Genomic DNA, 20,890 nt, shown 5'->3' with positions numbered 1-20,890 from the left:
GCCCCGGCGCGGCCACCCACATCGGTGTTTCGAAAGGAATTTCCATGTCGATCGATCGCCGCCGCCTGCTGGAACTGACCGGATTATCGGGACTTGCCGCCCTGATCGGCTGCGCGCCCGAGACAAGCGAGGCCGCGCCCGGTTTTCCGTTCAAGCTGACCGATGCGCAATGGAAGGCCCGTCTGACACCCGCGCAATATAATGTGTTGCGCGAGGAAGGGACCGAGCGCCCCTATAGCAGCCCGCTGAACGGCGAGAAGCGCAAGGGACAGTTTGCCTGCGCCGGCTGCGGCCACCCGCTGTTCGCGTCGAGCACAAAGTTCGAAAGCGGAACCGGCTGGCCCAGCTTCTACGCACCGCTGAACGGCGCAGTGACGACCGCGACCGATCGTTCGATGCTGATGACCCGGACCGAAGTGTCGTGCGCGCGCTGCGGCGGGCATCTCGGCCATGTGTTCGACGACGGCCCCAAACCGACCGGCAAACGCTATTGCATGAACGGCGTGGCGATGACGTTCCGCCCGGCCTGAAACGACGAACGGCCCGCAATACCGGTCGGTATGGCGGGCCGTTCGTAGCAGTTCGGCCGAAGCGATCAGTCGTTGAGGGCGACGACCTGCCGAGCATGCTGCGGCTGGATGCTCGCGCCACCGGTCGGGGCCGGCGGATCGACCTTGGCGATTTCCATCGGCGCGGCGAATTCGGCGGGGACAGGGGCATGGCCGGCATAGATGAAGCCGTTGGCCGGATAGGCGGAGGTGCCGAGCCCGCCCAGCGGACCGAACCACACCTTCACTTCGCTCCAGTCCCCCGCTGCCGACACGTCGATCGCGCGGACGTCGCGTTCGATGCCCCCGCGCTGCGACCAGTTGGCATGGGTGAGCAGCACTTCGCGGTCGCTGACGACCTTCGACACCATGGCGACATGACCGAAACGCATCTTCGACGTGGCGGCGAACGACAGGACCGCGCCTTCCTTCGGGGCATGGCCGCGTTCGTACTTGCCCGCGGCCTGACCCCACCAGGTATGGGCGTTGCCAAAGATTTCGACGCCGGAGATTTCGCGGGCATAGGGGGCGCATTGCCAGAACCGGGCCTGCGCCGGGGCCACCATCGCCAGGGCGCACGAAACCACCAGCGCAAAACGCGCTGCCAAAGCACCAAAATTCATCTGATCCCCACGGCCCAACGAATGTCGTGAGCGGCATGAAGCAGGGTTTGATGGCCACGGAAACCCCATGCCCGGCCGATCGGGAACCAATTCGGACGAAGCGTGTTGCGGCGGCGATGACTGGCAGATGAACCGATCTGCACGGCAATTTCCTGCTCCGCCGTTTACCATTTCAACGCTTCGTCGGGTTCGCGCCGATGCGACGAACCGCATGACAAGGATGTTGCAATGCAGCACCCGACATGATCGGATGTGTCGTCGGCCGGGTTACGACACGTTCGTTCAGCAAGCTGTTAACCGTTTCCGCGTAACATCCGGTCGTTGGCTAATTGGGCGGGGAGTTGATGATGGCGATTGCACGCAGACCAGCCGAAGGGGCGATGACGCTGGCCGAGATGAAGGAATTCGCGACGTTTTCGTCGGCGACGCAGCGGTACATCCGTCGCTCGCTGGACATCGGCCTCGACCGGGACGACGCGATGCGGCGCTGGTCGCGCGACGTCGTGGAGGCCGCCAGCATCCGCGCACAGGCCCGCATTTACGACCGCCTGCCCGATATCCGTGCCTGCATCCCCGAAGACAGCGGCCTTGATGCAACCGAGCCGTTCATGACGCCGCTGTTGATGGTCACCGCCTTCGATCTGGGTCAGGGACGGCTGACGACGTTCGGCGCCTATCGCTTCCTGTACGAACGGCTGGTCGGCGCGGAGGCGCGGCCATGGCTGCCCGCTGCCTTCTGCGCCTCGGCGGCGCTGCCGCATCTGCATCCCGAACTACGGCGCAAGCTGTTACAGTCGCTCAGCGAAGCGGCGGCGACCGCATCGGGCTGGTCGCTTCGCCAGCCTGCCTTCTATCCGGCATGGGTCGAAAAGGTCGAAGCCGGCGCACCGATGCACTGATCGACCGGCGGGTTCAGCGGCACGCGCCGCCGAACCCGCGTGCCGCCTGATCGAAGTGGAAATGGTCGCGGTGGGCGGCGTTGTAATCGGGGGACAGCACCGTCGAGAACACGTCGCACGCCCCGTCGCGAATCTCCCGCAGGAACGCCGCCTTCGCCGCGTCGTCGCGCCCCTTCCCCGCCATCCAGTCGCCGACGACACTGATCCGGCGACCATCGTCCAGCACGAAGGCGGCGATATCCAGCGCATTCGCCGTCGCATGCTCGCTGAACGCGCCGGTATCGCGGCCATAGAGCCGGCGGCAATTATAGCTGCCGAAATTCTGGATCCGGGCGACCGGCGATCCGAAATGCTTCTGCGCGGCAGGTTGTACGACCTGCCATTCCCACAGCGCCATGGCAGTCGCCACCCGGCACGAGACACCGACATCGGGGGTGATGGCGATGGTGCGCGATCCGCCACTACGCATTCGCACGGCATCGTCATAGCCGCATTGCGCCGATCCCTCGCGCGGCGGCAGCGCGGTATAGCGCACCCCCGCCCCATCGAGCAGCGCCCGGCAGCCGGCGAAGTCGTCACGCAACGCACCGATCTTGCCCCGGGTGAACATGCCGACCGGTTGCGACAGGTCGAGCGGCGTCCATGGCACGTCCTGCGGCCGGCTGCGGGCAAATGCGTAGAGTGCGAAGCCGATCGCGGCGAGGATCGCGAACCACACCAGCGCACGGATGCTTGCCGACAGCGTCTTCACCCCCGCACCGTGCGCGATGCCCGTTCGGCGGTGACCGGATAGCCGAGATCGTCGGGGATACAAACCCAGTCGCCGTCCGCACGGGTTTCGACCCATGGCGAAATCGTCCGCACCGGCCAGCGCGCCGCTGATGCGAAGGCGTCATCGGCATCGGCATGCTCGGCCAGCCGCTCCAGCACCCGCCGGGTCGGAAACAACAGGGTCGCCGCTCCCCGGTCGGCCGCCGCGAGGGCCGCCGCCGCCGTCGTCCACAGCACGCGGCTATTCTCGGTCGCGTCGACACGCGCCTCGGGCGCATGGTCCGGCAAGCGCGCCAGGAAGAAATGCGTGTCGAACACCCGTACCGGCACGTGCGTCGGTCGCCACCGCGCATAGGGCATCAGCGGCGTCGGATCGACCGGTCCCAGGTCGGCAATCGCGGCACCGTCCGCCAGCGCGGCCCGCATCGACTCGACCTCGCCGGCGATGCCGATCGCGATCCCCGCCTCCTCGATCGTTTCGCGGATCGCGGCCAGTCGCGGTGCCAGATCACTATCGCCCATCGCCAGTGCCAACGCATGGTCGCCGGCGTCGATCCGGCCACCGGGAAACACCAGCGCCCCGCCGGCAAACGCCATCGTTGCCGCGCGTTCGACCATCAGGATGTCGGGCGGGCCGTCGGATCGGTCGCGCAGGACGATCAGCGTGGCGGCGGGAATGGCAGCAGGGGTGGCAGCGATCATCCACCCCGATTTGGGAAGCGGCGGATGCGATGTGAAGTCAGTTCGGCGGCACGATCGGCGGCGCGACCAGCAACCGCCAGCCCTCGGGCAGATAGTCGAGCGACATATAGTAATAGAAGACGCACGACCGGTCGGGCCGATAGCTCGCGCCCTTCAACAACCCGATCGCGATGCCGCCCAGAAACACCGGCCCTCCGCTGTCGCCACCACGACATCCCGGCCCGGCAACTGCGACCCACGTCGGCAGGCACGGCCCACCGCACAGATCGCCCGATGGCGCGAAATCGACCATCATCACCTCGGCACAGCTATAGCCGCTATTCTCCCCCCGGTGGCAGACGATATCGCCGACCCGCGTCGCGGCGCGACTGCGCTGCCCTTCGACCGTCCGGATCTGCGTCCGGGCCGCGTCGGCAAAGAACAGCGGGCGGGCCGCCTGCGGCGTCGCATTGACCTGTACGTCGTGAAAGCCCCAGCCCCATTGCCCGACGAACGTCGTCGGCGTGACCGATCGGTCGGGGCCGATATGGTCGAGCTGATCGGGGCAATGCGCGGCGGTGACGATGCCGGTCTGCGCGCCGTCGGTGACGACAAAGCCGGTCGTGCAATAAAAGCGGCGACCGGTGACCGGGTCCGGCCCGATCAACCGCGATCCGCCGATCACTTCCCCGGCAAGGTCGAGATCGGGCCGCCCGGTCGTCGCGATCCGGATCGGCACACCGGTCAGATCGGCGATCCGACGCCGCAATGCCGCGACATCGCCGGCAGCATCGGCGGCCGCGATCTGGATTAGCAACGCCCCTTGTCGGACATCGACGCCGATCGCCGGCGGGCGGGTCAGCATCGCGCGGATCGCCGCCTGATGCCGGGTGAGGGCGTCGAGTAGCTCGATACGGGTTGATTTCGCCCCGATCCGGAAGCGGACCGGAACGATCAGATCGCCCGCCCGGACCTCGCCATCGGCGACCGGTCGATTGCCGGTCAGCAGCACCGATACCGCACCGTCCGGCTCGATCGCCACACCGGCAAGTCGATCGCGATAGCGGCCTTCGATCCAGTCGGTCGCGGCGATGCTGGCGACCTGTTTGCGCAGCAGGACCAGCGCGGTCGCCGGGTCGATACCGCGCAGGCGCGCGACCTCGGCGGCATCCTGCGCCAACGCCGCCTCGCCCAAAACGACCGTGGCGGCGTCCTGCGCCGCGACGGGATGTCCCGCCACCAGCGCAAGCGCCGCCACCATCCAGCGCATCATGGCCGTCAGTCGAGCCTGCGCGCCAGTTCCTTGTTCAGGGCCAGCGCCGCCAGCGTCCCGACGGCACCCGACAACAGGTACAGCCCCGACGCGATCAGCCCCAGCTTGTCGGCCAGCGCCAGCGCGACCAGCGGTGCGAATCCGGCACCGAACAACCATGCAAGGTCCGAGGTCAGCGCCGCGCCGGTGTAGCGCGAATCCTTGGCGAAGTTCGCCGCGACCGTGCCCGACGACTGGCCGAACGACAGGCCCAGCAGGATGAAGCCGGTGATCATGAACGCGATTTCGCCGGCATCGCCACCGTTCAGCAGCAACGGCGCCAGTCCGGAGAACAGCGCGATCGCGACCGCACCGATGCCGAGCAGCGTCCGGCGACCGATATGGTCGGCCAGCACGCCGGAAATAATGATCGCGAAGATGAAGAAGACGGCGCAGGCGGTCTCGATCCACAGGAAGCGCGCAATCTCCTGTTCGGTGAACAGCAGGATCCACGACAGCGGAAACACGGTGACCATGTGGAACAGCGCAAAGCTGGCCAGTGGCACCAGCGCGCCGATCACGATCGTCTTCCACTCACGGCCGACCGTCGGCAGCACCGGCGACGCCTTCAGCTCGCGATTCTCGAACAGCGCGGTATATTCCGGCGTCACGACGATCCGCAGCCGGGCGAACAGCGCGACGACGTTCAGCGCGAACGCGACGAAGAACGGATAGCGCCAGCCCCAGCTGATGAAATCCTCGGCGCTCATATAGGCGGTGAAGAACGCGAACAGCGCGCTGGCGACCATCAAACCGAGCGGCGCACCGAGCTGCGGGATCATGGCGTACCAGCCGCGCCGGTCTTGCGGCACGTTGAGCGCGAGCAGCGACGCCAGACCGTCCCACGCGCCGCCGAGCGCGATGCCCTGCAGGATGCGCAATGCCGCCAGCAGGATCGCCGACCACACGCCGACCGCGGCATAGCCGGGCAGGAAGCCCATCGCCACCGTCGCGGTGCCTAGCAGGAACAGCGCCATGGTCAGCTTCGTACCGCGGCCATGCCGGCGATCGACCCACATGAACAACAGCGTGCCGAGCGGGCGGGCGAAAAACGCCAGCGGGAACAGCGCGAACGAATACAGCGTGCCGGTCAGTCGATCGACGAACGGAAAGACCAGCTGCGGGAACACGATGACCGATGCGATCGCATACACGAAGAAGTCGAAAAATTCCGACGTGCGCCCGATGATGACGCCGATCGCGATCTCTTCGGACTGGACGCTGATCTGCGCCTCGCCGTTCGGGGATGCGTTGACGGCCCGGGCATCGGCCTCGATTTCTTGAGAATGGACGAAGGCCTCGGCCATAGGGACTCCAAACGTTGCGCGGACGAAGGCGCGGTAAGACTGATTGCTCGCCCGTTATCGCAATGCACCAAACGCGGGGATAGGACAAAATGTCCTATCGCAGTGCAGCATCGCTCGGCATAGGTCGCCCCCATGATCCTGCCCCGCTCGATTCCGTGGCATCGGCCACTGCGCTCGCTCCTGCCCCTCGCGGCCCTGCCGCTGGTCGGCGGTTGCAACATGGTCGTGCTCAATCCCGCCGGCGACGTCGCGCGCCAGCAAGCCGACGTCCTGATGATCTCGGTCGGCCTGATGCTGCTGATCATCATTCCGGTGATGGCACTGACCGTCTGGTTCGCATGGAAATATCGCGCGACCAATGAAAAGGCGACGTACAAACCCGATTGGGACCATTCGACCGCGCTCGAACTGGTCATCTGGTCGGGTCCGCTGCTGATCGTCATCGCGCTCGGCGCACTCACGTGGATCAGCACCCACCTGCTCGATCCGTATCGGCCGATCGGCCAGATTTCGGCGGGCAAGCCGGTACCGGAAAACCAGCAGCCGCTGGAAATCCAGGTCGTGTCGCTCGACTGGAAATGGCTGTTCATCTATCCCGAACAGGGCATTGCGACCGTCAACCGGCTGGTCCTGCCGGTCGACCGCCAGGTCCGCTTCCGCCTGTCGTCGTCGTCGGTGATGAACACCTTCTACGTCCCCGCGATGGCCGGCATGATCTACACGATGCCCGGCATGGAGACGAAGTTGCACGCGGTGATGAACAAGGCGGGCACCTATGACGGCATGTCGGCGCATTACAGCGGTGCCGGCTTCTCCTATATGAACTTCAAGACGACCAGCACCGACCAGGCCGGCTTCGACCGGTTCGTCGCGGGCGTGAAGGCGATGCCCAACCGGCTCGACACCGGCCGCTATCTGGTGCTGGAACGGCCGAGCGAGAAGGTCGCGCCGATGGGCTTCAGCGGCGTCGAGCAGGGCCTGTTCACCCGCATCGTCCAGATGTGCGTGAAGCCCGGCACGCCGTGCATGACCGAAAGCATGCACCACGGCGGCCCCGACGGCGCGCTGGGCGGGCCGACCAACAACCGCCTGCCGCCGCAGGGTCAGAACATCAAGGGCGCGCTCGAAAAGGCCCCGTCCGAATACGGCGTCAGCCCGCACAGCAGCGGCGACGCCCCCGAAGGATCGAAGGCCGCACCCGGCAGCAACAAACCCGGCAGCGCCAACAACCGTAACATGACCCGCATCGCACCGCCCGCGATCCCGGGCCGCCCCGCTTCGGCGCAAGGCTGAGAAACATCATGTCCGATACCCTTACCAAGCTGATCTTCGGTCGTCTCACGATCGAAAGCTTCCCGATCCACGAACCGATCATCGTCATGACCTTCGCGGCGGTCGCCATCGGCGGCGCGGCGGTGCTCGGCGCGCTGACCTATTTCAAGCTGTGGGGCTATCTCTGGAAAGAGTGGTTCACCACGGTCGATCACAAGCGGATCGGGATCATGTACATGATCCTCGGCATCGTCATGCTGCTGCGCGGCTTCGCCGACGCGATCATGATGCGCGCCCAGCAATCGATCGCCTTCGGCCAGAACGAAGGCTTTCTGAATTCGCATCACTATGACCAGGTGTTCACCGCCCACGGCGTCATTATGATCTTCTTCGTGGCGATGCCGCTGGTCACGGGGTTGATGAACTACATCGTGCCCTTGCAGATCGGCGCGCGCGACGTGTCGTTCCCGTTCCTGAACAATTTCAGCTTCTGGATGACCGCGTCGGGCGTCGTGATCGTGATGGCCAGCCTGTTCGTCGGCGAATTCGCGCGCACCGGCTGGCTGGCGTTCGCGCCGCTGTCGGGGCTGGATTATTCGCCCGACGTCGGCGTCGATTATTATATCTGGGCGCTACAGCTCGCCGGCGTCGGCACGTTGCTATCGGGCGTCAACTTGATCGCGACCATCGTCAAGATGCGCGCGCCGGGCATGGGCCTGATGAAGATGCCGATCTTCACCTGGTCGGCGCTTGTCACCAACATCCTGATCGTGGCCGCCTTCCCGGTGCTGACCGCCGTGCTCGCGCTGTTGTCGCTCGACCGCTATGTCGGCACCAACTTCTTCACCAACACGTTGGGCGGCAACCCGATGATGTACGTGAACATGATCTGGATCTGGGGCCACCCGGAAGTCTACATCCTGATCCTGCCGGCGTTCGGCGTGTTCTCGGAAATCGTGTCGACCTTCTCGGGCAAGCGGCTGTTCGGCTATACGTCGATGGTCTACGCGCTGCTGGTCATCACCATCCTGTCGTACCTCGTGTGGCTGCACCACTTCTTCACCATGGGATCGGGGGCGAGCGTGAACTCGTTCTTCGGCATCACCACGATGATCATCTCGATCCCGACGGGCGCGAAGATCTTCAACTGGCTGTTCACCATGTATCGTGGCCGCATCCGCTACGAACTGCCGATGCTGTGGGCGATCGCATTCATGCTGACCTTCACGGTCGGCGGCATGACCGGCGTGCTGCTGGCGGTTCCGCCCGCCGACTTCGTGCTGCACAACTCGCTGTTCCTCGTCGCCCACTTCCACAACGTCATCATCGGCGGCGTGGTGTTCGGGATGTTCGCCGGCATCAACTACTGGTTCCCCAAGGCGTTCGGCTTCAAGCTGGACAAGAAATGGGGTCTGGTCAGCTTCTGGTGCTGGTTCGTCGGCTTCTGGGTCGCGTTCACCCCGCTCTATGTGCTGGGCCTGATGGGCATCACCCGGCGTCTGCGCCACTTCGACGATCCGTCGCTCCAGATCTGGTTCGTGATAGCCGCCGTGGGTGCCGCGATCATCGCGGTCGGCATCGCCGCCTTCCTGATCCAGATCGCGGTCAGCATCATGAACCGCGACAAGCTGCGCGACTTCACCGGCGATCCGTGGGGCGGCCGCAGCCTCGAATGGGCCACCTCGTCGCCGCCGCCCGACTATAACTTCGCGTTCACGCCGGTCGTCCACGACATGGACGCATGGTACGACATGAAGAGCCACAAGTACGCCCGGCCGACCGAAGGCTTCACCGCCATCCACATGCCGAGCAACACCTGGGCGGGGATCGTGCTTGCCGGCCTGTCGACCGTGTTCGGTCTGGCGATGGTCTGGTACATCTGGTGGCTGGCGGCACTGTCGTTCGTCGCGGTGATCGGCGTCGCCATCTTCCACACCTTCAACTACAAGCGCGACTTCCACATTCCGGTCGAGGAAGTCATCGAGACGGAGCGCCGGCGTACCGCCGACCTCCAGGCCGCGGGGGCGTAAGGAATATGGGTTCGTCGGTTCAAGTCCCCGCAGGCGCGTCCGAACGCGCCTTCCATCTGGCGGAGGAGCATGAGCATGAAGCCGGGTCGAGCACGATGCTCGGCTTCTGGCTCTACCTGATGAGCGATTGTCTCATCTTCGCCATGCTCTTCGCCTCCTATGGCGTCTATTCGGGCAGCACCGCGGGTGGCCCGGACGCCAAGGAGCTGTTCGACCTGCCGCTCGTCGCGCTCAACACCGCGATGCTGCTGTTCTCGTCGATCACCTACGGCTTCGCGATGATCGCCGCCGAAGAGGGCAAGAAGGCGGCGACGCTGCGCTGGCTCGCCATCACCGGCGTGTTCGGCCTGTGCTTCCTCGGCATCGAACTCTACGAGTTCAGCCACCTGATCCACGAAGGCGCCGGTCCGCAGCGCAGCGCGTTCCTGTCCAGCTTCTTCACGCTGGTCGGCACGCACGGCCTGCACGTCACCTTCGGCATCGTCTGGCTGGTGACGTTGATGGTACAGGTCGCGAAGTTCGGGCTGGGTGCCGCCAATATGCGCCGCCTGATGTGTCTGTCGCTGTTCTGGCACTTCCTCGACGTCGTCTGGATCGGCGTCTTCACCTTCGTCTATCTGCTGGGAGTGCTGTAATGGCCGGCCACGCACATCACGATGCGCACGGACATGGCCATGGCGGCCATGGCCATGCGCCCGCCCACGGCTCGCGCCGCGAATATGTCATCGGCTTCTTGCTGTCGGTGGTACTGACCGCGATCCCCTTCGCGCTCGTCATGACCAACGCCTTCGCCGATACCCGGATCACCGCCGCGATCGTCATGATCTGCGCGATCGTGCAGATCGTCGTGCACATGATCTACTTCCTGCACATGAACACGAAGTCGGAAAATGGCTGGACGCTGATGGCGCTGATCTTCACCGCCATCCTCGTCGTCATCGTGCTGTCGGGGTCGTTGTGGGTCATGTACCATATGAACCTGAACATGATGCCGCAGATGTCCGGGGAAATGAGCGGGATGTGACCCGGCCGGGGGGCATGCGACGCATCCTGATCGGCACGCTGATCGGATGCGTCATCACCGGCCTCCTCGCGCTGGGGGTGTGGCAGTTGCAGCGTCGGACATGGAAGCTGGACCTGATCCAGCGAACCGAAGCGATGCTGCGCTCCCTCCCCGTCCCCGCCCCGCCGCCATCGGCATGGGGCCGGATCGGCACCGACGACGTCTACCGGCCGGTCACCGTCACCGGTCGTTATCGTCGCAACGCCGATACCTTTACCCAGGCCGCGACCGCGCTTGGTGGCGGCTTCTGGGTGCTGACCCCGCTCGATACCGGGCGTTTCATCGTCATGGTCAATCGCGGCTTCGTGCCCCCCGATCAGCGCGGCAAGGTTCCGCCACCCGCAGGCACCATCACCGTCCGCGGCCTGTTGCGCGTCACCGAACCCGGCGGCGGCTTCCTGCGCAGCAACGATCCCGCCGCCGACCGGTGGTATTCGCGCGACGTTGCCGCGATCGCGACCAGCCGCGGCCTGTCCGGCGTCGCCCCCTATTTCATCGATGCCGCCGCGACACCGGGCACGGCATGGCCGCGCGGCGGCCTGACGGTGGTGAAGTTCCGCAACAGCCATCTGGTCTATGCGCTGACCTGGTTCGGTCTCGCCGCGCTGCTGGCGGGCATGACGTGGTTTGTCGCGCGGCCGAACAAACGGGCGTAACATGCGCCCGATGCAGCCCGCCGCCGCCCCGACTCCCTATGTGCCGCCGACCGAAGGCGTCGGCCGCAACATGCTGTTGCTGGTTCAGCTGCGCTGGCTGGCGGTCGGGGGACAGCTGGCGACGATCCTCGTCGTCGACGGATTGTTGGGCATCCGTCTGCCGCTGGTGCCGATGGCGGGGGTCCTCGCGGCGCTGGTGCTGCTCAACCTCCTGACCCTCGCGCGTCGATCGCGGTGGAGCGACACCAACCTGCCGCTGTTCGCGGCTTTGCTGTTCGATGTCGCCGCACTGACCGCGCAACTCTATCTGTCGGGCGGGGCACGCAATCCGTTCGTGTCGCTATACCTGTTGCAGGTCGTGATCGGCGCGATCCTGCTCAACGTCTGGTCGAGTTGGGCACTGGTCGCGATCACCAGCGTCGCCTTTGCGCTGATGGGACCGTTCCACCGTCCGCTGCAACTGCCCCCCACCTATGCCAGCAGCCTGTCCGACGCGTTCCTGCTCGGCAACTGGATCAATTTCGTGCTGGCGGCGACGCTGCTGGTCGCGTTCGTGACGCGGATCGCCGCCAATCTGCGCGACCGCGATACCAAGGTCGCGCAGCTTCACCAGCGCGCGGTCGAGGAAGAGCATATCGTCCGCATGGGCCTGCTGGCGAGCGGCGCGGCGCACGAACTGGGCACGCCGTTATCGTCGATCTCGGTGCTGCTGGGCGACTGGAAGAACGAACCGGCGGTCCGCCGCGACCCGCGCTTCGCCGCCGAGGTAGACGACATGCGGGCCGAGGTCGCGCGCTGCAAGGAGATCGTGTCGGGCATCCTGTTCGCAGCCGGGGAAGTGACGGGCGAGGCCCCGACGCGAACGACGCTGCGCACCTTCCTGACCGCCACACTCGACCGCTGGCGCGGCACCGATCCCGCCCGCGCCGCGTTCGACGACCGGCTGGGTCCCGACGTGCCGATCGTCGCCGATCGCGCATTGGCGCAGGCGCTGACCAACCTGCTCGACAATGCGGTCGAGGCCGGCGGGCGCAATATCGCGCTGGTCGCGCTGCGCGACGGAGCGATGCTGCGGCTGACGGTGCGCGACGACGGCAACGGCTTCGCCGACCGTATTCTTTCCAGCCTGGGCAAGCCCTATAATACCAGCAAGGATCGGCAGGGTGCCGGCCTTGGCTTGTATCTCGCCACAAACGTGCTGCGGCCGCTCGGCGGGACGATCGAAGCCGTCAACCGCGACAGTGGCGGCGCGGAGACGACGCTGATCCTGCCGATCGAGTCGCTGGCGCTGGAGAAGACGAAATGACCGACCGTCGCCTGCTGATCGTCGAGGATGATGCGACGTTCGCGCGCACGCTGTGCCGCTCGTTCGAACGGCGCGGCTATGCGGTGGAGGTGATCGGCGGTCCCGACCGGCTGGACGATGTCGCGCGCGGCTTCGAACCCGAATATGCCGTCGTCGACCTGCGCCTGGGCGGCGCATCGGGCCTCGCCTGCGTCTCCGCGCTGTCGGCGATCGACCCGACCATGCGGATCGTGGTGCTGACCGGTTTCGCCAGCATCGCGACGGCGGTGGAGGCGATCAAGCTGGGGGCCACCAACTATCTGACCAAGCCCGCGAATACCGACGAAATCGAGGCGGCCTTCGCCAAGGTCGACGGCAACCCCGAAGCCGACCTGACCGCCGCGCCGACCTCGATCAAGACGCTGGAATGGGAACACATCCATCAGACGCTGGCCGATACTGGCTTCAATATCTCCGAAGCGGCGCGCCGGTTGGGCATGCATCGCCGGACGCTTGCCCGGAAACTGGACAAACGGCATCTTTCCTGACCCATGGGGGTTCGAAACCGTTCCCCGCTTGTGGTAACAGGTCGCCAGGGGGCAACGGTTCATCGTGCGGAAGGTTGGGATCCGTATAGGACGACCACCGTACCAACAGAGTCTGGGATGAAAGCGATTACCGATCACCGCCTATGTTTCGCCCGTGCGCTGCGGCGTGCCCTGTTCGCCGGCGCGGGCCTGACGCTCGCGAACGTCGCTTCGGCGCAGGTCCTGCCGCCGCCGGTCGTGCCGACCGTCCCGATGGCCGCGCCGATGGTACAACCGATCCTCGCGCCCTTGCCGCTGCCGACGCTGACCGCCGCGCAGGAGAGCGAGCTTGCCCGGCTGCTCGCGCGCGATGCAGTGGCGCAGGGGCTGAAGGACCGCGAGCCGCTGCTGGGTGCGCTGAGCGGACCGGCGCTGGTGCAGGCGGCGCTCGACCATGCCCATGCGGTCCGCGCCGGTCGGCTCGACACCGCCGATTTCCAGAAGGACTGGGCGATGCGCCCGCAATCCTATGACCCGCTGCCCGCGTTTCGCGATGCCGTGGCGAAGGACCGGCTGGCGGCGTGGGTCGCGTCGCTGCCGCCGCCCTATGCCGGATATGACACGCTGGTCGCGGGCCTTGCGCGCTATCGCAAGATCGCCGCGAATGGCGGCTGGCCGATCGTCGCCGCCGGTTCCGACCTGCGCATGGGCGGACGTGGTCCGCAGGTCGCGGCGCTGCGCAAGCGGTTGGCAGTCGAGGATTCCGAATTGTCGGCCAGCGGCGACAGCTTCGATCCGGCGCTGCTCGACGCCGTCCGCCGGGCGCAGCGCCGCTATGGCCTGAACCCTGCCGGACAGGTCGGTGCGCAGACCATCGCTTCGCTGAACGTCCCCGTCGGGGAGCGGATCAAGCAGATCAAGGCAAATATGGAACGGTGGCGCTGGCTGCCGACCGAGCTGGAAAAGAACCGCATTCAGGTCAACATCGCCGCGGCGGTGCTGACAGTGTTCGACGGCGATCAGCCGGTGACATCGATGAAGGCGGTAACCGGGCGACCGGGCGACGAGACGCCGATGCTGACCTCGACGATCCATTCGATCGTGCTCAATCCGCCATGGAACGTGCCATCGTCGATCGCCGACAAGGAATTGTGGCCGAAGGAACGCGCCAATCCCGGCTATCTGAAGCGCAACGGGTTCCGCGTCATCGAAACCGAAGGCGGCGGGCGTCGCCTGCAACAGGCGTCGGAGCGGAGCGCGCTGGGCCGGTTCAAGTTCGATTTCGACAATCCGTTCGCGGTGTATCTGCACGACACGCCGGCCCAGTCGGGCTTCGCCAATTTCGACCGGCTGGCCAGCCATGGCTGCGTACGGCTGGAAAAGCCTGAGGATCTGGCGCGGCTGTTGTTGCGGACCACCCCCGACTGGTCGGCCGGGCAAATCGATACGACGCTGGCGTCGGGCAAGACGGTACGCGCGCGCGTTGCCGACCCCGTAAAGGTCTATCTGCTGTATTGGACCGCGTTCGCGACGCCCAACGGCACGATGAGCTTCCGCGAGGATCCGTATAAATGGGACGGCGTGCTGGCGAACAAGATCGCCGCCCGCGCCGAAGCCAGCCAGTTGGCGGCACGATAAGGGGATGGCGATGAAGAGCGGATGGCGTGCGATGCTGCTGGCAGGCAGCGGCCTGTTGCTGACGGCGGGGCTGGCGGCCTGTTCGAACGACAATGTCGACGAGGCACCGATCGAAAACAGCGCGTTCGATGAGGAAGCGCCGCCCCCGACGCCTCTGCCCGAGGAAAATTACGAAGCCGCTCCGCCAGTGATGGAGAATCTGAGCGCGGTCGCGCCGGCCGAGGAACTCCCCCCGCCCCCGCCGATCGAGCCCGATCAGCAGGTGCTCGACGACGCATCGGCGACGGGCATGACGTCACGCTCCTCGCGGGGCGAGGACAAGGCGGCGGACGATGCTGCGGATGCCCCGGTCGACGACGCGATGTCGAACCAGCAAGATCAGTGAGGTTTCGGTATAGGCCATGCGCATGGCCTGTACCGGGATTGCGGGGTCTGCGAGCGTACGGTGGAACGCGAGACGTTTGCAAAGGCCCCGAGGACCGATCGACATTCAGTAAGGTTTCGACCGCTCCCTTCCCTGACAAGGGGTCGAGAGTGGGTTGTCCTGTTAGGCAGCGGCTCGCCAGCCCCAGGCCGACCCACCCCCAGCCCCTCCCTTGTCAGGTAGGGGAGCAGTTCGCTAGCCAGATAGCCAAACCTAGATCGGGAGCCGGCCACACGTTCTTCCAAACGCTTCGACGCCATCCAACTCGTTCCCTGACGCTGCTTCCTGTTTGCGGCAGGCATTGCGTGGTTCGGAATGGATGCGGTGTTTGCAGCATGGTTCGTACGTGACCGCAGACGGATCAGCCTTCACCAAGCCGTCAACGCGGACCACCTATCAGCCAGTCCCCACCCTTCCGGGCGGAACGCATCACCGCCGCCCAGTCCACTGCGACAGTCGATCAACAACCACCATCGACCACCGTTCAAGCCGCCTGCGCAGCGACCTCCACCACGACAGCAGCATCGGCATAGGCTTTGTCGAGATAGAGGTTGGCGAGTTCGTAATGCGCATGCACAACCTGTTCATGGTCGGCCTGCTGCGCCAGTTCCAACTGCTGCTCCGCACGGCGTACAAAATAGGACATTTCGTCCGGTCCGATCAAAGACACGACAACCTCTCAAGGGCGTTTGCCGCCCGTCTATCATACTCGCCCGGTGCAACCGGACCCGACTGAAACGCTCGGCGGCTGCGAGGGATGCCTGTCGCTGCAAATTCTGACGTGGTGATTACAGTGGCGGCCGCCGGATCACATCCGACGATGCTTTCCGCCATAGCGCCCGCCGATATACGCCCCCAGCCGGTTCATCTCGCTCGCAGCGGCGACGACCGCATCGGACTGACACGGCAGCGGATCGCGATCATGCTCGGCCGCCCGACTCGCGACCTTGGCCGCCAGTTCCTCAATATCGGCGCGCGACAGCAGGTTCTTCTCGCGCAGCAGGCAGAGCAGGCTTTGCAGGATCACCATGCTCTTCTCGCCGGCGGCATCGCCCGGTTCGATCGGATTCATCGTTCCTCTCCTTTATGTTATGCGGGAGAGCATATGCCGATCGGGCGACGATGCAAGCGGGTGGGCCTAGTTCAGCCCACCCCCCAATGTCCGATACAGGGTCACCAGATTGGTCGCCCGGGCGAGGCGCGTCTGCACCAGCGTCTGCCGCGCGGCATAGCTGGTCCGCTGCGCATCGAGCGTGTTGAGGAACGAATCGATCCCCGCCCGATAGCGCGCATCGGACAGCCGTTCGGCGGTCGCCGCCGCCCGTGCCCGCGCGGTCTGGGCCGACAATTGCTCGCCGATCGTGCCGCGCGTCGCCAACGCATCGGCGACCTCGCGAAACGCGGTCTGGAGCGTCCCTTCATAGGTCGCGACCGCCGCCAGCTGCTGGCCGCGCGCCACCTCGACATTGCCGCGCCGCTGCCCGCCATCGAACAACGGCAGCGAGGCGGCCGGCGAGATCGAGAAGTTCTGCGTTCCCGCACCGAACAGCCCGCCCAGCGCGGTGCTGATCGTGCCCAGCGTCGCCGTCAGCGAGATGGTCGGGAACAGTGCCGCACGCGCCGCGCCGATATTGGCGTTGGCCGCATAGAGCCGCCGTTCGGCCTGCAACACATCGGGTCGCCGCAACAGCACCGCCGACGACACGCCGGTCGGCAGATCGGTCAGCACCGGATCGCGGTCGCCCAGTTCGGTCGGCAGCTGTTCGAGGGGGATGGTCGTGCCGGCGAGCAGGTTGATCGCGTTCTGGTCCTGCGCGATCTGTGCGGTCAGCGCCGCGATGTCGTTGCGCGCCTGCTGGTACGTGGTTTCGGCCTGCTGCACCTCCAGTTCGGAGATGACGCCGACGCGAAACTGCGCACGCGTCAGTTCGAGCGTCCGCCCGAAACTGTTCAGCGTTTCGCGCGACAGCCGCAACTGATCCTGATCGGCCGCCATCGTCAGCCAAGCCGTCGCCACTTCGCCGACCAGCGCAATGCGCGCCGCCCGCTGTGCTTCCTCGGTCGCGAAATATTCCTGCAGCGCGGCCTGACTCAGGTTGCGGACCCGGCCGAACAGGTCGAGTTCGAACGCCGAAAAGCCGACCGACGCCTGATAGATTTCGAGGTTGCTCGTCTGCGCCGGCACGCCGCCGACGCCGGCACCCGTACCGCCGCCGGTTCCACCCGTACCGCCGGTCCCGGTCCCGCCGGTGGCACCCCCCGCCCCGCCCAGCGCGCCGAACGGGTTGTTGGTATAGGTGACGCCGCCATTGACGCCGGTCGACGGCACCTGACTGGCGCGGGTCACGCGATACTGCGCGCGGGCGACCAGTACGTTGGCGGCCGTGACGCGATAATCGCGGTTATTGTCGAGCGCGGTGGCGATCACCGCCTGCAACCGCGGATCGGTGAAGAAATCGCGATAGGCGATCGCGGTCACGTCCGCCTGTTCGGCACCGAGCGGCGGATACGCCCCGCCCTGCGGCAGGGTCAGCGGGATCGCCCCCTCCGGCCGGACATTGCCCGGCGCGAGGTTGCATCCCGCCAGCGCGGTGGTGGCGGCAAGGAGGATCAGGCTACGCAGCGTCATCACATGGTTGCTCATGGTCATGCCCCCTGCGGCGCAGGTTCGCCGCCATCGGAGGACCGGTTGCCGCCATCGGGTTCAACGTCCCGGTTGGCGGACGGGGTGCCCTTGTCGCCGCCATGGCCGAACAGGCGCAGGACGACGACGAAGAACATCGGCACGAAGAAGATGGCGAGGATCGTCGCCGACAACATGCCGCCGACCACCGCGCGGCCGATCGCATTCTGTCCGCCGGCACCAGCACCGGTCGACAGCGCCAGCGGCAGCACGCCGAAGACGAAGGCGAGCGAGGTCATCAGGATCGGCCGCAGGCGCAGCCGTGCCGCCTCCGCCGCCGCGTCGATCGGGTTCATGCCGTCGGCCATCCGCTCTTCGGCGAATTCGACGATCAGGATCGCGTTCTTCGCCGACACGCCGATCGTGGTGATGAGACCCACCTGAAGGTAGATGTCGTTGTTCAGCCCCGTCAGCCACGCCGCCAGCAGCGCACCGAGAATGCCCAGCGGCACCACCAGCAGGACCGAGATCGGCACCGACCAGCTTTCGTACAGCGCGGCAAGGCACAGGAACACGATCAGCAGCGACAACCCGTACAGCGCCGGTGCCTGTCCCCCGGACAGCCGTTCCTCGAACGACAGGCCGGTCCATTCGAGCGCGGTGCCCGGCGGCAGCTTGGCATGGATTTCCTCCATCGCCACCATCGCCGCACCGGTGCTCAGGCCAGGCCCCGGCGAACCCTGCAGCTGCATCGCCGACTGCCCGTTATAGCGGGTCAGCTGTACCGGCGCATTGGCCCATTCGAGCGTCGAGAAGGCGGTGAACGGCACCATCTGTCCGGTCGCATTGCGCACGTACAGGTCGCCGATATCCTCCGGACTTAAGCGATAGGGCGTATCGGCCTGGATATAGACGCGCTTCACGCGACCACGGTCGATGAAGTCGTTGATATAGCCGCCGCCCCATGCGGTCGCGATCGTCGAGTTGACGTCGGCAAGGTCGAGACCCAGCGCGCGCGCCTTGTCCTCGTCGATATTGACCTTCAGCTGCGGCGCATCGTCGAGGCTGAGCGGACGCACCTGTGCCAAGCGGCCATCCTGCGCGGCCATGCCGAGCATCATGTTGCGCGCCTGCAGCAGCCGGTCGTGGCCGATGCCGCCGGTATCGACCAGCTGCACGTCGAACCCGGTAGCGTTGCCCAGTTCCTGTACCGCCGGCGGAACCAGTGCGAAGATCAGCCCGTCCTTGTACCCGGCAAAGGTGCCCATGGCGCGACCGACGATCGACTGCGCCTTGTTCTCAGCCCCGCTGCGCTCGTCCCACGGCTTCAGGTTGACGAATACCAGACCGGCATTCTGTCCCTGCCCCGCGAAGCTGAAGCCGTTGATCGTGAAGACACCTGCGACGTTGGCGCTTTCCTGCTTCAGGAAATGGTCGCGCACCAGATTCAGGCCCTTTTCGGTACGACCGCTGGTCGAACCCGCCGGACCCTGCACCAGCGCCAGCACCGTGCCCTGATCTTCGTCGGGCAGGAAGCCCGAAGGCAGGCGCGTGAACACGAACACCATGCCGCCGACGATCAGCAGATAGACCAGCATCGAGCGTTTCCAGTTGCGCGTGGTGCGCCGGACGCCGCCTTCATATTTGTTCTGCCCGCGTTCGAACCGGTCGTTGAACCAGCGGAAGAAACGCGCCAGCAGGCCATTGCCCTGTTCGTGCTGGTGCGGATCATGCGGCTTCAGGATCGTCGCGCACAAGGCGGGTGTCAGGATCAGCGCGACCACCACCGACAGCACCATCGCCGATACGATCGTGATCGAGAACTGGCGATAGATGACGCCGGTCGACCCGCCGAAGAACGCCATCGGCAGGAACACCGCCGACAGGACCAGGCCGATACCGACCAGCGCACCAGTGATCTCGTCCATCGACTTGCGCGCGGCCTCCCGCGGGGACAGCCCTTCGGTCTGGATCAGGCGTTCCACGTTCTCCACGACGACGATCGCGTCGTCGACCAGCAGGCCGATCGCCAGCACCATGCCGAACAGCGTCAATGTGTTGATGGTAAAGCCCGCGACCGCCATCACCCCGAAGGTGCCGAGCAGAACCACCGGCACCGCGATGGTCGGGATGATCGTCGCCCGCCAGTTCTGCAGGAACAGGAACATCACGAGGAAGACGAGCACCACCGCCTCGATCAGCGTGTGGATGACCTGTTCGACCGACAGGCGGACGAACGGCGTCGTATCATAGGGATAGATGACCTTGACGTCGCTCGGCAGCGTCCGGCCGATTTCCTGCGCGCGCGCCTTGACCAGCTCGACCGTGTCGAGTGCGTTGGCACCCGCCGCCAGCCGGACACCGAAGCCCGATGCCGGCTTGCCATTATATTGCACGTCGAAGCCGTAATTCTCGGCCCCGATCTCGACCCGCGCGACGTCACCCAGCCGGACGACCGCGCCGGTGGCATTGGTCTTAAGCCGGATATTGGCGAATTGTTCGGGGGTTTGCAGGCGCGACTGGACGCTGACCGTGGCGTTCAGCATCTGCTCCTTGGGCGCCGGCAACGCGCCGATCTGCCCGGCGGAAACCTGCGCGTTCTGTGCCTGCACCGCTGCCGTGACATCGCCGATCGTCAACTGATAGCTGTTCAGCTTCAGCGGATCGACCCAGATGCGCATCGCATATTGCGCGCCGAACACCTGCAACTCGCCGACGCCGGATACGCGGCTGATCGGGTCCTGAAACTGCGAGACGACCATGTCGGACAGGTCGTTGTTGCTGTGCGATCCGTCGGTCGACACGAGGCCGACGACCACCAGGAAGCTGGCGGCGGACTTGGTGACCTGAATCCCCTGCCGCTGGACCTCCTGCGGCAGAAGCGGGGTCGCCGCCTGCAACTTGTTCTGGACCTGCACCTGCGCGATGTCGGGATCGGTGCCCTGTTCGAAGGTCAACGTGATCGACACCGTCCCCGCCGAAGAGGACGAGGACGAGAAATAGCGAAGGTTGTCGATGCCCTTGAGCTGCTGCTCGATGATCTGGGTCGTCGTGCGCTCCAGCGTCTCCGCATCGGCACCCGGATAGGTGGCGGTGATCGCCACCGCGGGCGGCGCGATTTCGGGGAACTGCGCGATCGGCAGGCTGCGGATCGCGATCGCGCCGGCCAGCATCATGACGACGGCGATGACCCATGCGAAGATGGGCCGGTCGATGAAATAACGGGACATC

At 65.8% G+C, this 20,890-nt stretch carries 20 protein-coding genes; 11 read left to right on the top strand and 9 right to left on the bottom strand.

The genetic code is table 11. From position 1 onward, the window contains the following. Positions 1 to 44: 44 nt before the first annotated feature. Positions 45 to 530, top strand: coding sequence for a peptide-methionine (R)-S-oxide reductase MsrB (msrB, locus tag ASE50_RS00825; protein ID WP_056394467.1), 486 nt, complete (start codon positions 45 to 47; stop codon positions 528 to 530). Between the two features lie 65 nt (positions 531 to 595). Here msrB and ASE50_RS00820 read toward each other — a convergent pair whose 3' ends face one another. Further along, on the bottom strand, positions 596 to 1,171 hold the full coding sequence (locus tag ASE50_RS00820; protein ID WP_056394464.1) for a CHAP domain-containing protein: 576 nt from the start codon (positions 1,169 to 1,171) through the stop codon (positions 596 to 598). Positions 1,172 to 1,518: 347 nt separating this feature from the next. Here ASE50_RS00820 and ASE50_RS00815 point away from each other — a divergent pair, with 347 nt between their 5' ends. After that, positions 1,519 to 2,070: a hypothetical protein gene (locus ASE50_RS00815; protein ID WP_056395575.1), complete on the top strand. Its 552-nt coding sequence runs from the start codon at positions 1,519 to 1,521 to the stop codon at positions 2,068 to 2,070. 13 nt (positions 2,071 to 2,083) lie between these two features. On the opposite strand, the gene ASE50_RS00810 is transcribed toward ASE50_RS00815, so the two are convergent. From ASE50_RS00810 to ASE50_RS00795, 4 genes are read right to left on the bottom strand one after another with little or no spacing between them, the layout of a single operon-like run. Next, on the bottom strand, positions 2,084 to 2,821 hold the full coding sequence (locus tag ASE50_RS00810; protein ID WP_056394453.1) for an extensin family protein: 738 nt from the start codon (positions 2,819 to 2,821) through the stop codon (positions 2,084 to 2,086). Continuing rightward, a complete protein-coding gene (locus ASE50_RS00805; protein ID WP_056394451.1) occupies positions 2,818 to 3,543 on the bottom strand; it encodes an NUDIX domain-containing protein in 726 nt (241 codons plus the stop codon). The genes ASE50_RS00810 and ASE50_RS00805 overlap by 4 nt, the downstream gene beginning before the upstream one ends. 37 nt (positions 3,544 to 3,580) lie before the next feature. Next, the gene (locus tag ASE50_RS00800) at positions 3,581 to 4,795 is read right to left on the bottom strand and encodes a S1 family peptidase (protein WP_235512075.1); all 1,215 of its coding nucleotides are present in this window, start codon (positions 4,793 to 4,795) and stop codon (positions 3,581 to 3,583) included. 5 nt (positions 4,796 to 4,800) lie between these two features. Then, positions 4,801 to 6,141, bottom strand: a complete 1,341-nt coding sequence (locus ASE50_RS00795) for an MFS transporter (RefSeq protein ID WP_056394448.1) — start codon at positions 6,139 to 6,141, stop codon at positions 4,801 to 4,803. 132 nt (positions 6,142 to 6,273) lie between these two features. Here ASE50_RS00795 and cyoA point away from each other — a divergent pair, with 132 nt between their 5' ends. The 9 genes from cyoA to ASE50_RS00750 all read left to right on the top strand — a co-directional run bounded on the left by cyoA (position 6,274) and on the right by ASE50_RS00750 (position 14,997). Beyond that, the gene (gene cyoA / locus ASE50_RS00790; RefSeq protein ID WP_200909436.1) at positions 6,274 to 7,434 is read left to right on the top strand and encodes a ubiquinol oxidase subunit II; all 1,161 of its coding nucleotides are present in this window, start codon (positions 6,274 to 6,276) and stop codon (positions 7,432 to 7,434) included. 8 nt (positions 7,435 to 7,442) lie between these two features. Then, positions 7,443 to 9,443, top strand: coding sequence for a cytochrome o ubiquinol oxidase subunit I (gene cyoB, locus ASE50_RS00785; RefSeq protein WP_056394442.1), 2,001 nt, complete (start codon positions 7,443 to 7,445; stop codon positions 9,441 to 9,443). Positions 9,444 to 9,448: 5 nt separating this feature from the next. Beyond that, a complete protein-coding gene (cyoC, locus tag ASE50_RS00780; protein WP_055996231.1) occupies positions 9,449 to 10,078 on the top strand; it encodes a cytochrome o ubiquinol oxidase subunit III in 630 nt (209 codons plus the stop codon). Further along, complete coding sequence (cyoD, locus tag ASE50_RS00775) at positions 10,078 to 10,467, top strand: cytochrome o ubiquinol oxidase subunit IV (protein WP_056394439.1); 390 nt, start codon at positions 10,078 to 10,080, stop codon at positions 10,465 to 10,467. The genes cyoC and cyoD overlap by 1 nt, the downstream gene beginning before the upstream one ends. A 14-nt stretch (positions 10,468 to 10,481) precedes the next feature. Next, positions 10,482 to 11,162: an SURF1 family protein gene (locus ASE50_RS00770; protein ID WP_056394436.1), complete on the top strand. Its 681-nt coding sequence runs from the start codon at positions 10,482 to 10,484 to the stop codon at positions 11,160 to 11,162. Between the two features lie 10 nt (positions 11,163 to 11,172). Beyond that, positions 11,173 to 12,468, top strand: coding sequence for an ATP-binding protein (locus ASE50_RS00765; RefSeq protein WP_056395565.1), 1,296 nt, complete (start codon positions 11,173 to 11,175; stop codon positions 12,466 to 12,468). Beyond that, a complete protein-coding gene (locus ASE50_RS00760; protein WP_056394433.1) occupies positions 12,465 to 12,995 on the top strand; it encodes a response regulator transcription factor in 531 nt (176 codons plus the stop codon). The genes ASE50_RS00765 and ASE50_RS00760 overlap by 4 nt, the downstream gene beginning before the upstream one ends. Before the next feature lie 117 nt (positions 12,996 to 13,112). Then, entirely contained in the window at positions 13,113 to 14,612 is a 1,500-nt protein-coding gene (locus tag ASE50_RS00755) for a L,D-transpeptidase family protein (protein WP_082438706.1), read from the top strand. Positions 14,613 to 14,622: 10 nt separating this feature from the next. Continuing rightward, complete coding sequence (locus ASE50_RS00750) at positions 14,623 to 14,997, top strand: hypothetical protein (RefSeq protein ID WP_200909435.1); 375 nt, start codon at positions 14,623 to 14,625, stop codon at positions 14,995 to 14,997. Positions 14,998 to 15,520: 523 nt separating this feature from the next. On the opposite strand, the gene ASE50_RS19080 is transcribed toward ASE50_RS00750, so the two are convergent. The 4 genes from ASE50_RS19080 to ASE50_RS00735 form a co-directional block, all read right to left on the bottom strand. Continuing rightward, positions 15,521 to 15,682, bottom strand: a complete 162-nt coding sequence (locus ASE50_RS19080) for a hypothetical protein (RefSeq protein ID WP_200909434.1) — start codon at positions 15,680 to 15,682, stop codon at positions 15,521 to 15,523. A gap of 162 nt (positions 15,683 to 15,844) precedes the next feature. Continuing rightward, positions 15,845 to 16,108: a hypothetical protein gene (locus tag ASE50_RS00745; RefSeq protein ID WP_056394428.1), complete on the bottom strand. Its 264-nt coding sequence runs from the start codon at positions 16,106 to 16,108 to the stop codon at positions 15,845 to 15,847. 66 nt (positions 16,109 to 16,174) lie between these two features. Then, positions 16,175 to 17,680 (bottom strand): efflux transporter outer membrane subunit, encoded by a 1,506-nt coding sequence (locus tag ASE50_RS00740; RefSeq protein WP_414881548.1) that lies wholly within the window; start codon positions 17,678 to 17,680, stop codon positions 16,175 to 16,177. A 2-nt stretch (positions 17,681 to 17,682) separates the two neighbouring features. After that, positions 17,683 to 20,889, bottom strand: coding sequence for an efflux RND transporter permease subunit (locus tag ASE50_RS00735; protein ID WP_056394421.1), 3,207 nt, complete (start codon positions 20,887 to 20,889; stop codon positions 17,683 to 17,685). Between the last annotated feature and the right edge of the window lies 1 nt (position 20,890).

This window comes from Sphingomonas sp. Leaf5, assembly GCF_001421155.1.
Classification (GTDB): Bacteria; Pseudomonadota; Alphaproteobacteria; order Sphingomonadales; family Sphingomonadaceae; genus Sphingomonas.
Note: the sequence above shows the minus strand (reverse complement) of the source record. Positions and strands in the feature narration are given on the sequence as shown.

What these genes read in the sequence shown, in the direction of transcription:
- ASE50_RS00815 (WP_056395575.1), top strand. Translation starts at nt 1,519, where the DNA reads ATGGCGATTGCACGCAGACCAGCCGAAGGGGCGATGACGCTGGCCGAG.
- msrB (WP_056394467.1), top strand. Translation starts at nt 45, where the DNA reads ATGTCGATCGATCGCCGCCGCCTGCTGGAACTGACCGGATTATCGGGA.
- cyoA (WP_200909436.1), top strand. Translation starts at nt 6,274, where the DNA reads ATGATCCTGCCCCGCTCGATTCCGTGGCATCGGCCACTGCGCTCGCTC.
- ASE50_RS00735 (WP_056394421.1), bottom strand. Translation starts at nt 20,889, where the DNA reads ATGTCCCGTTATTTCATCGACCGGCCCATCTTCGCATGGGTCATCGCC.
- ASE50_RS00820 (WP_056394464.1), bottom strand. Translation starts at nt 1,171, where the DNA reads ATGAATTTTGGTGCTTTGGCAGCGCGTTTTGCGCTGGTGGTTTCGTGC.
- ASE50_RS00750 (WP_200909435.1), top strand. Translation starts at nt 14,623, where the DNA reads ATGAAGAGCGGATGGCGTGCGATGCTGCTGGCAGGCAGCGGCCTGTTG.
- ASE50_RS00770 (WP_056394436.1), top strand. Translation starts at nt 10,482, where the DNA reads ATGCGACGCATCCTGATCGGCACGCTGATCGGATGCGTCATCACCGGC.
- ASE50_RS00800 (WP_235512075.1), bottom strand. Translation starts at nt 4,795, where the DNA reads ATGATGCGCTGGATGGTGGCGGCGCTTGCGCTGGTGGCGGGACATCCC.
- ASE50_RS19080 (WP_200909434.1), bottom strand. Translation starts at nt 15,682, where the DNA reads ATGTCCTATTTTGTACGCCGTGCGGAGCAGCAGTTGGAACTGGCGCAG.
- cyoD (WP_056394439.1), top strand. Translation starts at nt 10,078, where the DNA reads ATGGCCGGCCACGCACATCACGATGCGCACGGACATGGCCATGGCGGC.
- ASE50_RS00805 (WP_056394451.1), bottom strand. Translation starts at nt 3,543, where the DNA reads ATGATCGCTGCCACCCCTGCTGCCATTCCCGCCGCCACGCTGATCGTC.
- cyoB (WP_056394442.1), top strand. Translation starts at nt 7,443, where the DNA reads ATGTCCGATACCCTTACCAAGCTGATCTTCGGTCGTCTCACGATCGAA.
- ASE50_RS00795 (WP_056394448.1), bottom strand. Translation starts at nt 6,141, where the DNA reads ATGGCCGAGGCCTTCGTCCATTCTCAAGAAATCGAGGCCGATGCCCGG.
- ASE50_RS00765 (WP_056395565.1), top strand. Translation starts at nt 11,173, where the DNA reads ATGCAGCCCGCCGCCGCCCCGACTCCCTATGTGCCGCCGACCGAAGGC.
- ASE50_RS00760 (WP_056394433.1), top strand. Translation starts at nt 12,465, where the DNA reads ATGACCGACCGTCGCCTGCTGATCGTCGAGGATGATGCGACGTTCGCG.
- ASE50_RS00755 (WP_082438706.1), top strand. Translation starts at nt 13,113, where the DNA reads ATGAAAGCGATTACCGATCACCGCCTATGTTTCGCCCGTGCGCTGCGG.
- ASE50_RS00745 (WP_056394428.1), bottom strand. Translation starts at nt 16,108, where the DNA reads ATGAATCCGATCGAACCGGGCGATGCCGCCGGCGAGAAGAGCATGGTG.
- ASE50_RS00740 (WP_414881548.1), bottom strand. Translation starts at nt 17,680, where the DNA reads ATGAGCAACCATGTGATGACGCTGCGTAGCCTGATCCTCCTTGCCGCC.
- cyoC (WP_055996231.1), top strand. Translation starts at nt 9,449, where the DNA reads ATGGGTTCGTCGGTTCAAGTCCCCGCAGGCGCGTCCGAACGCGCCTTC.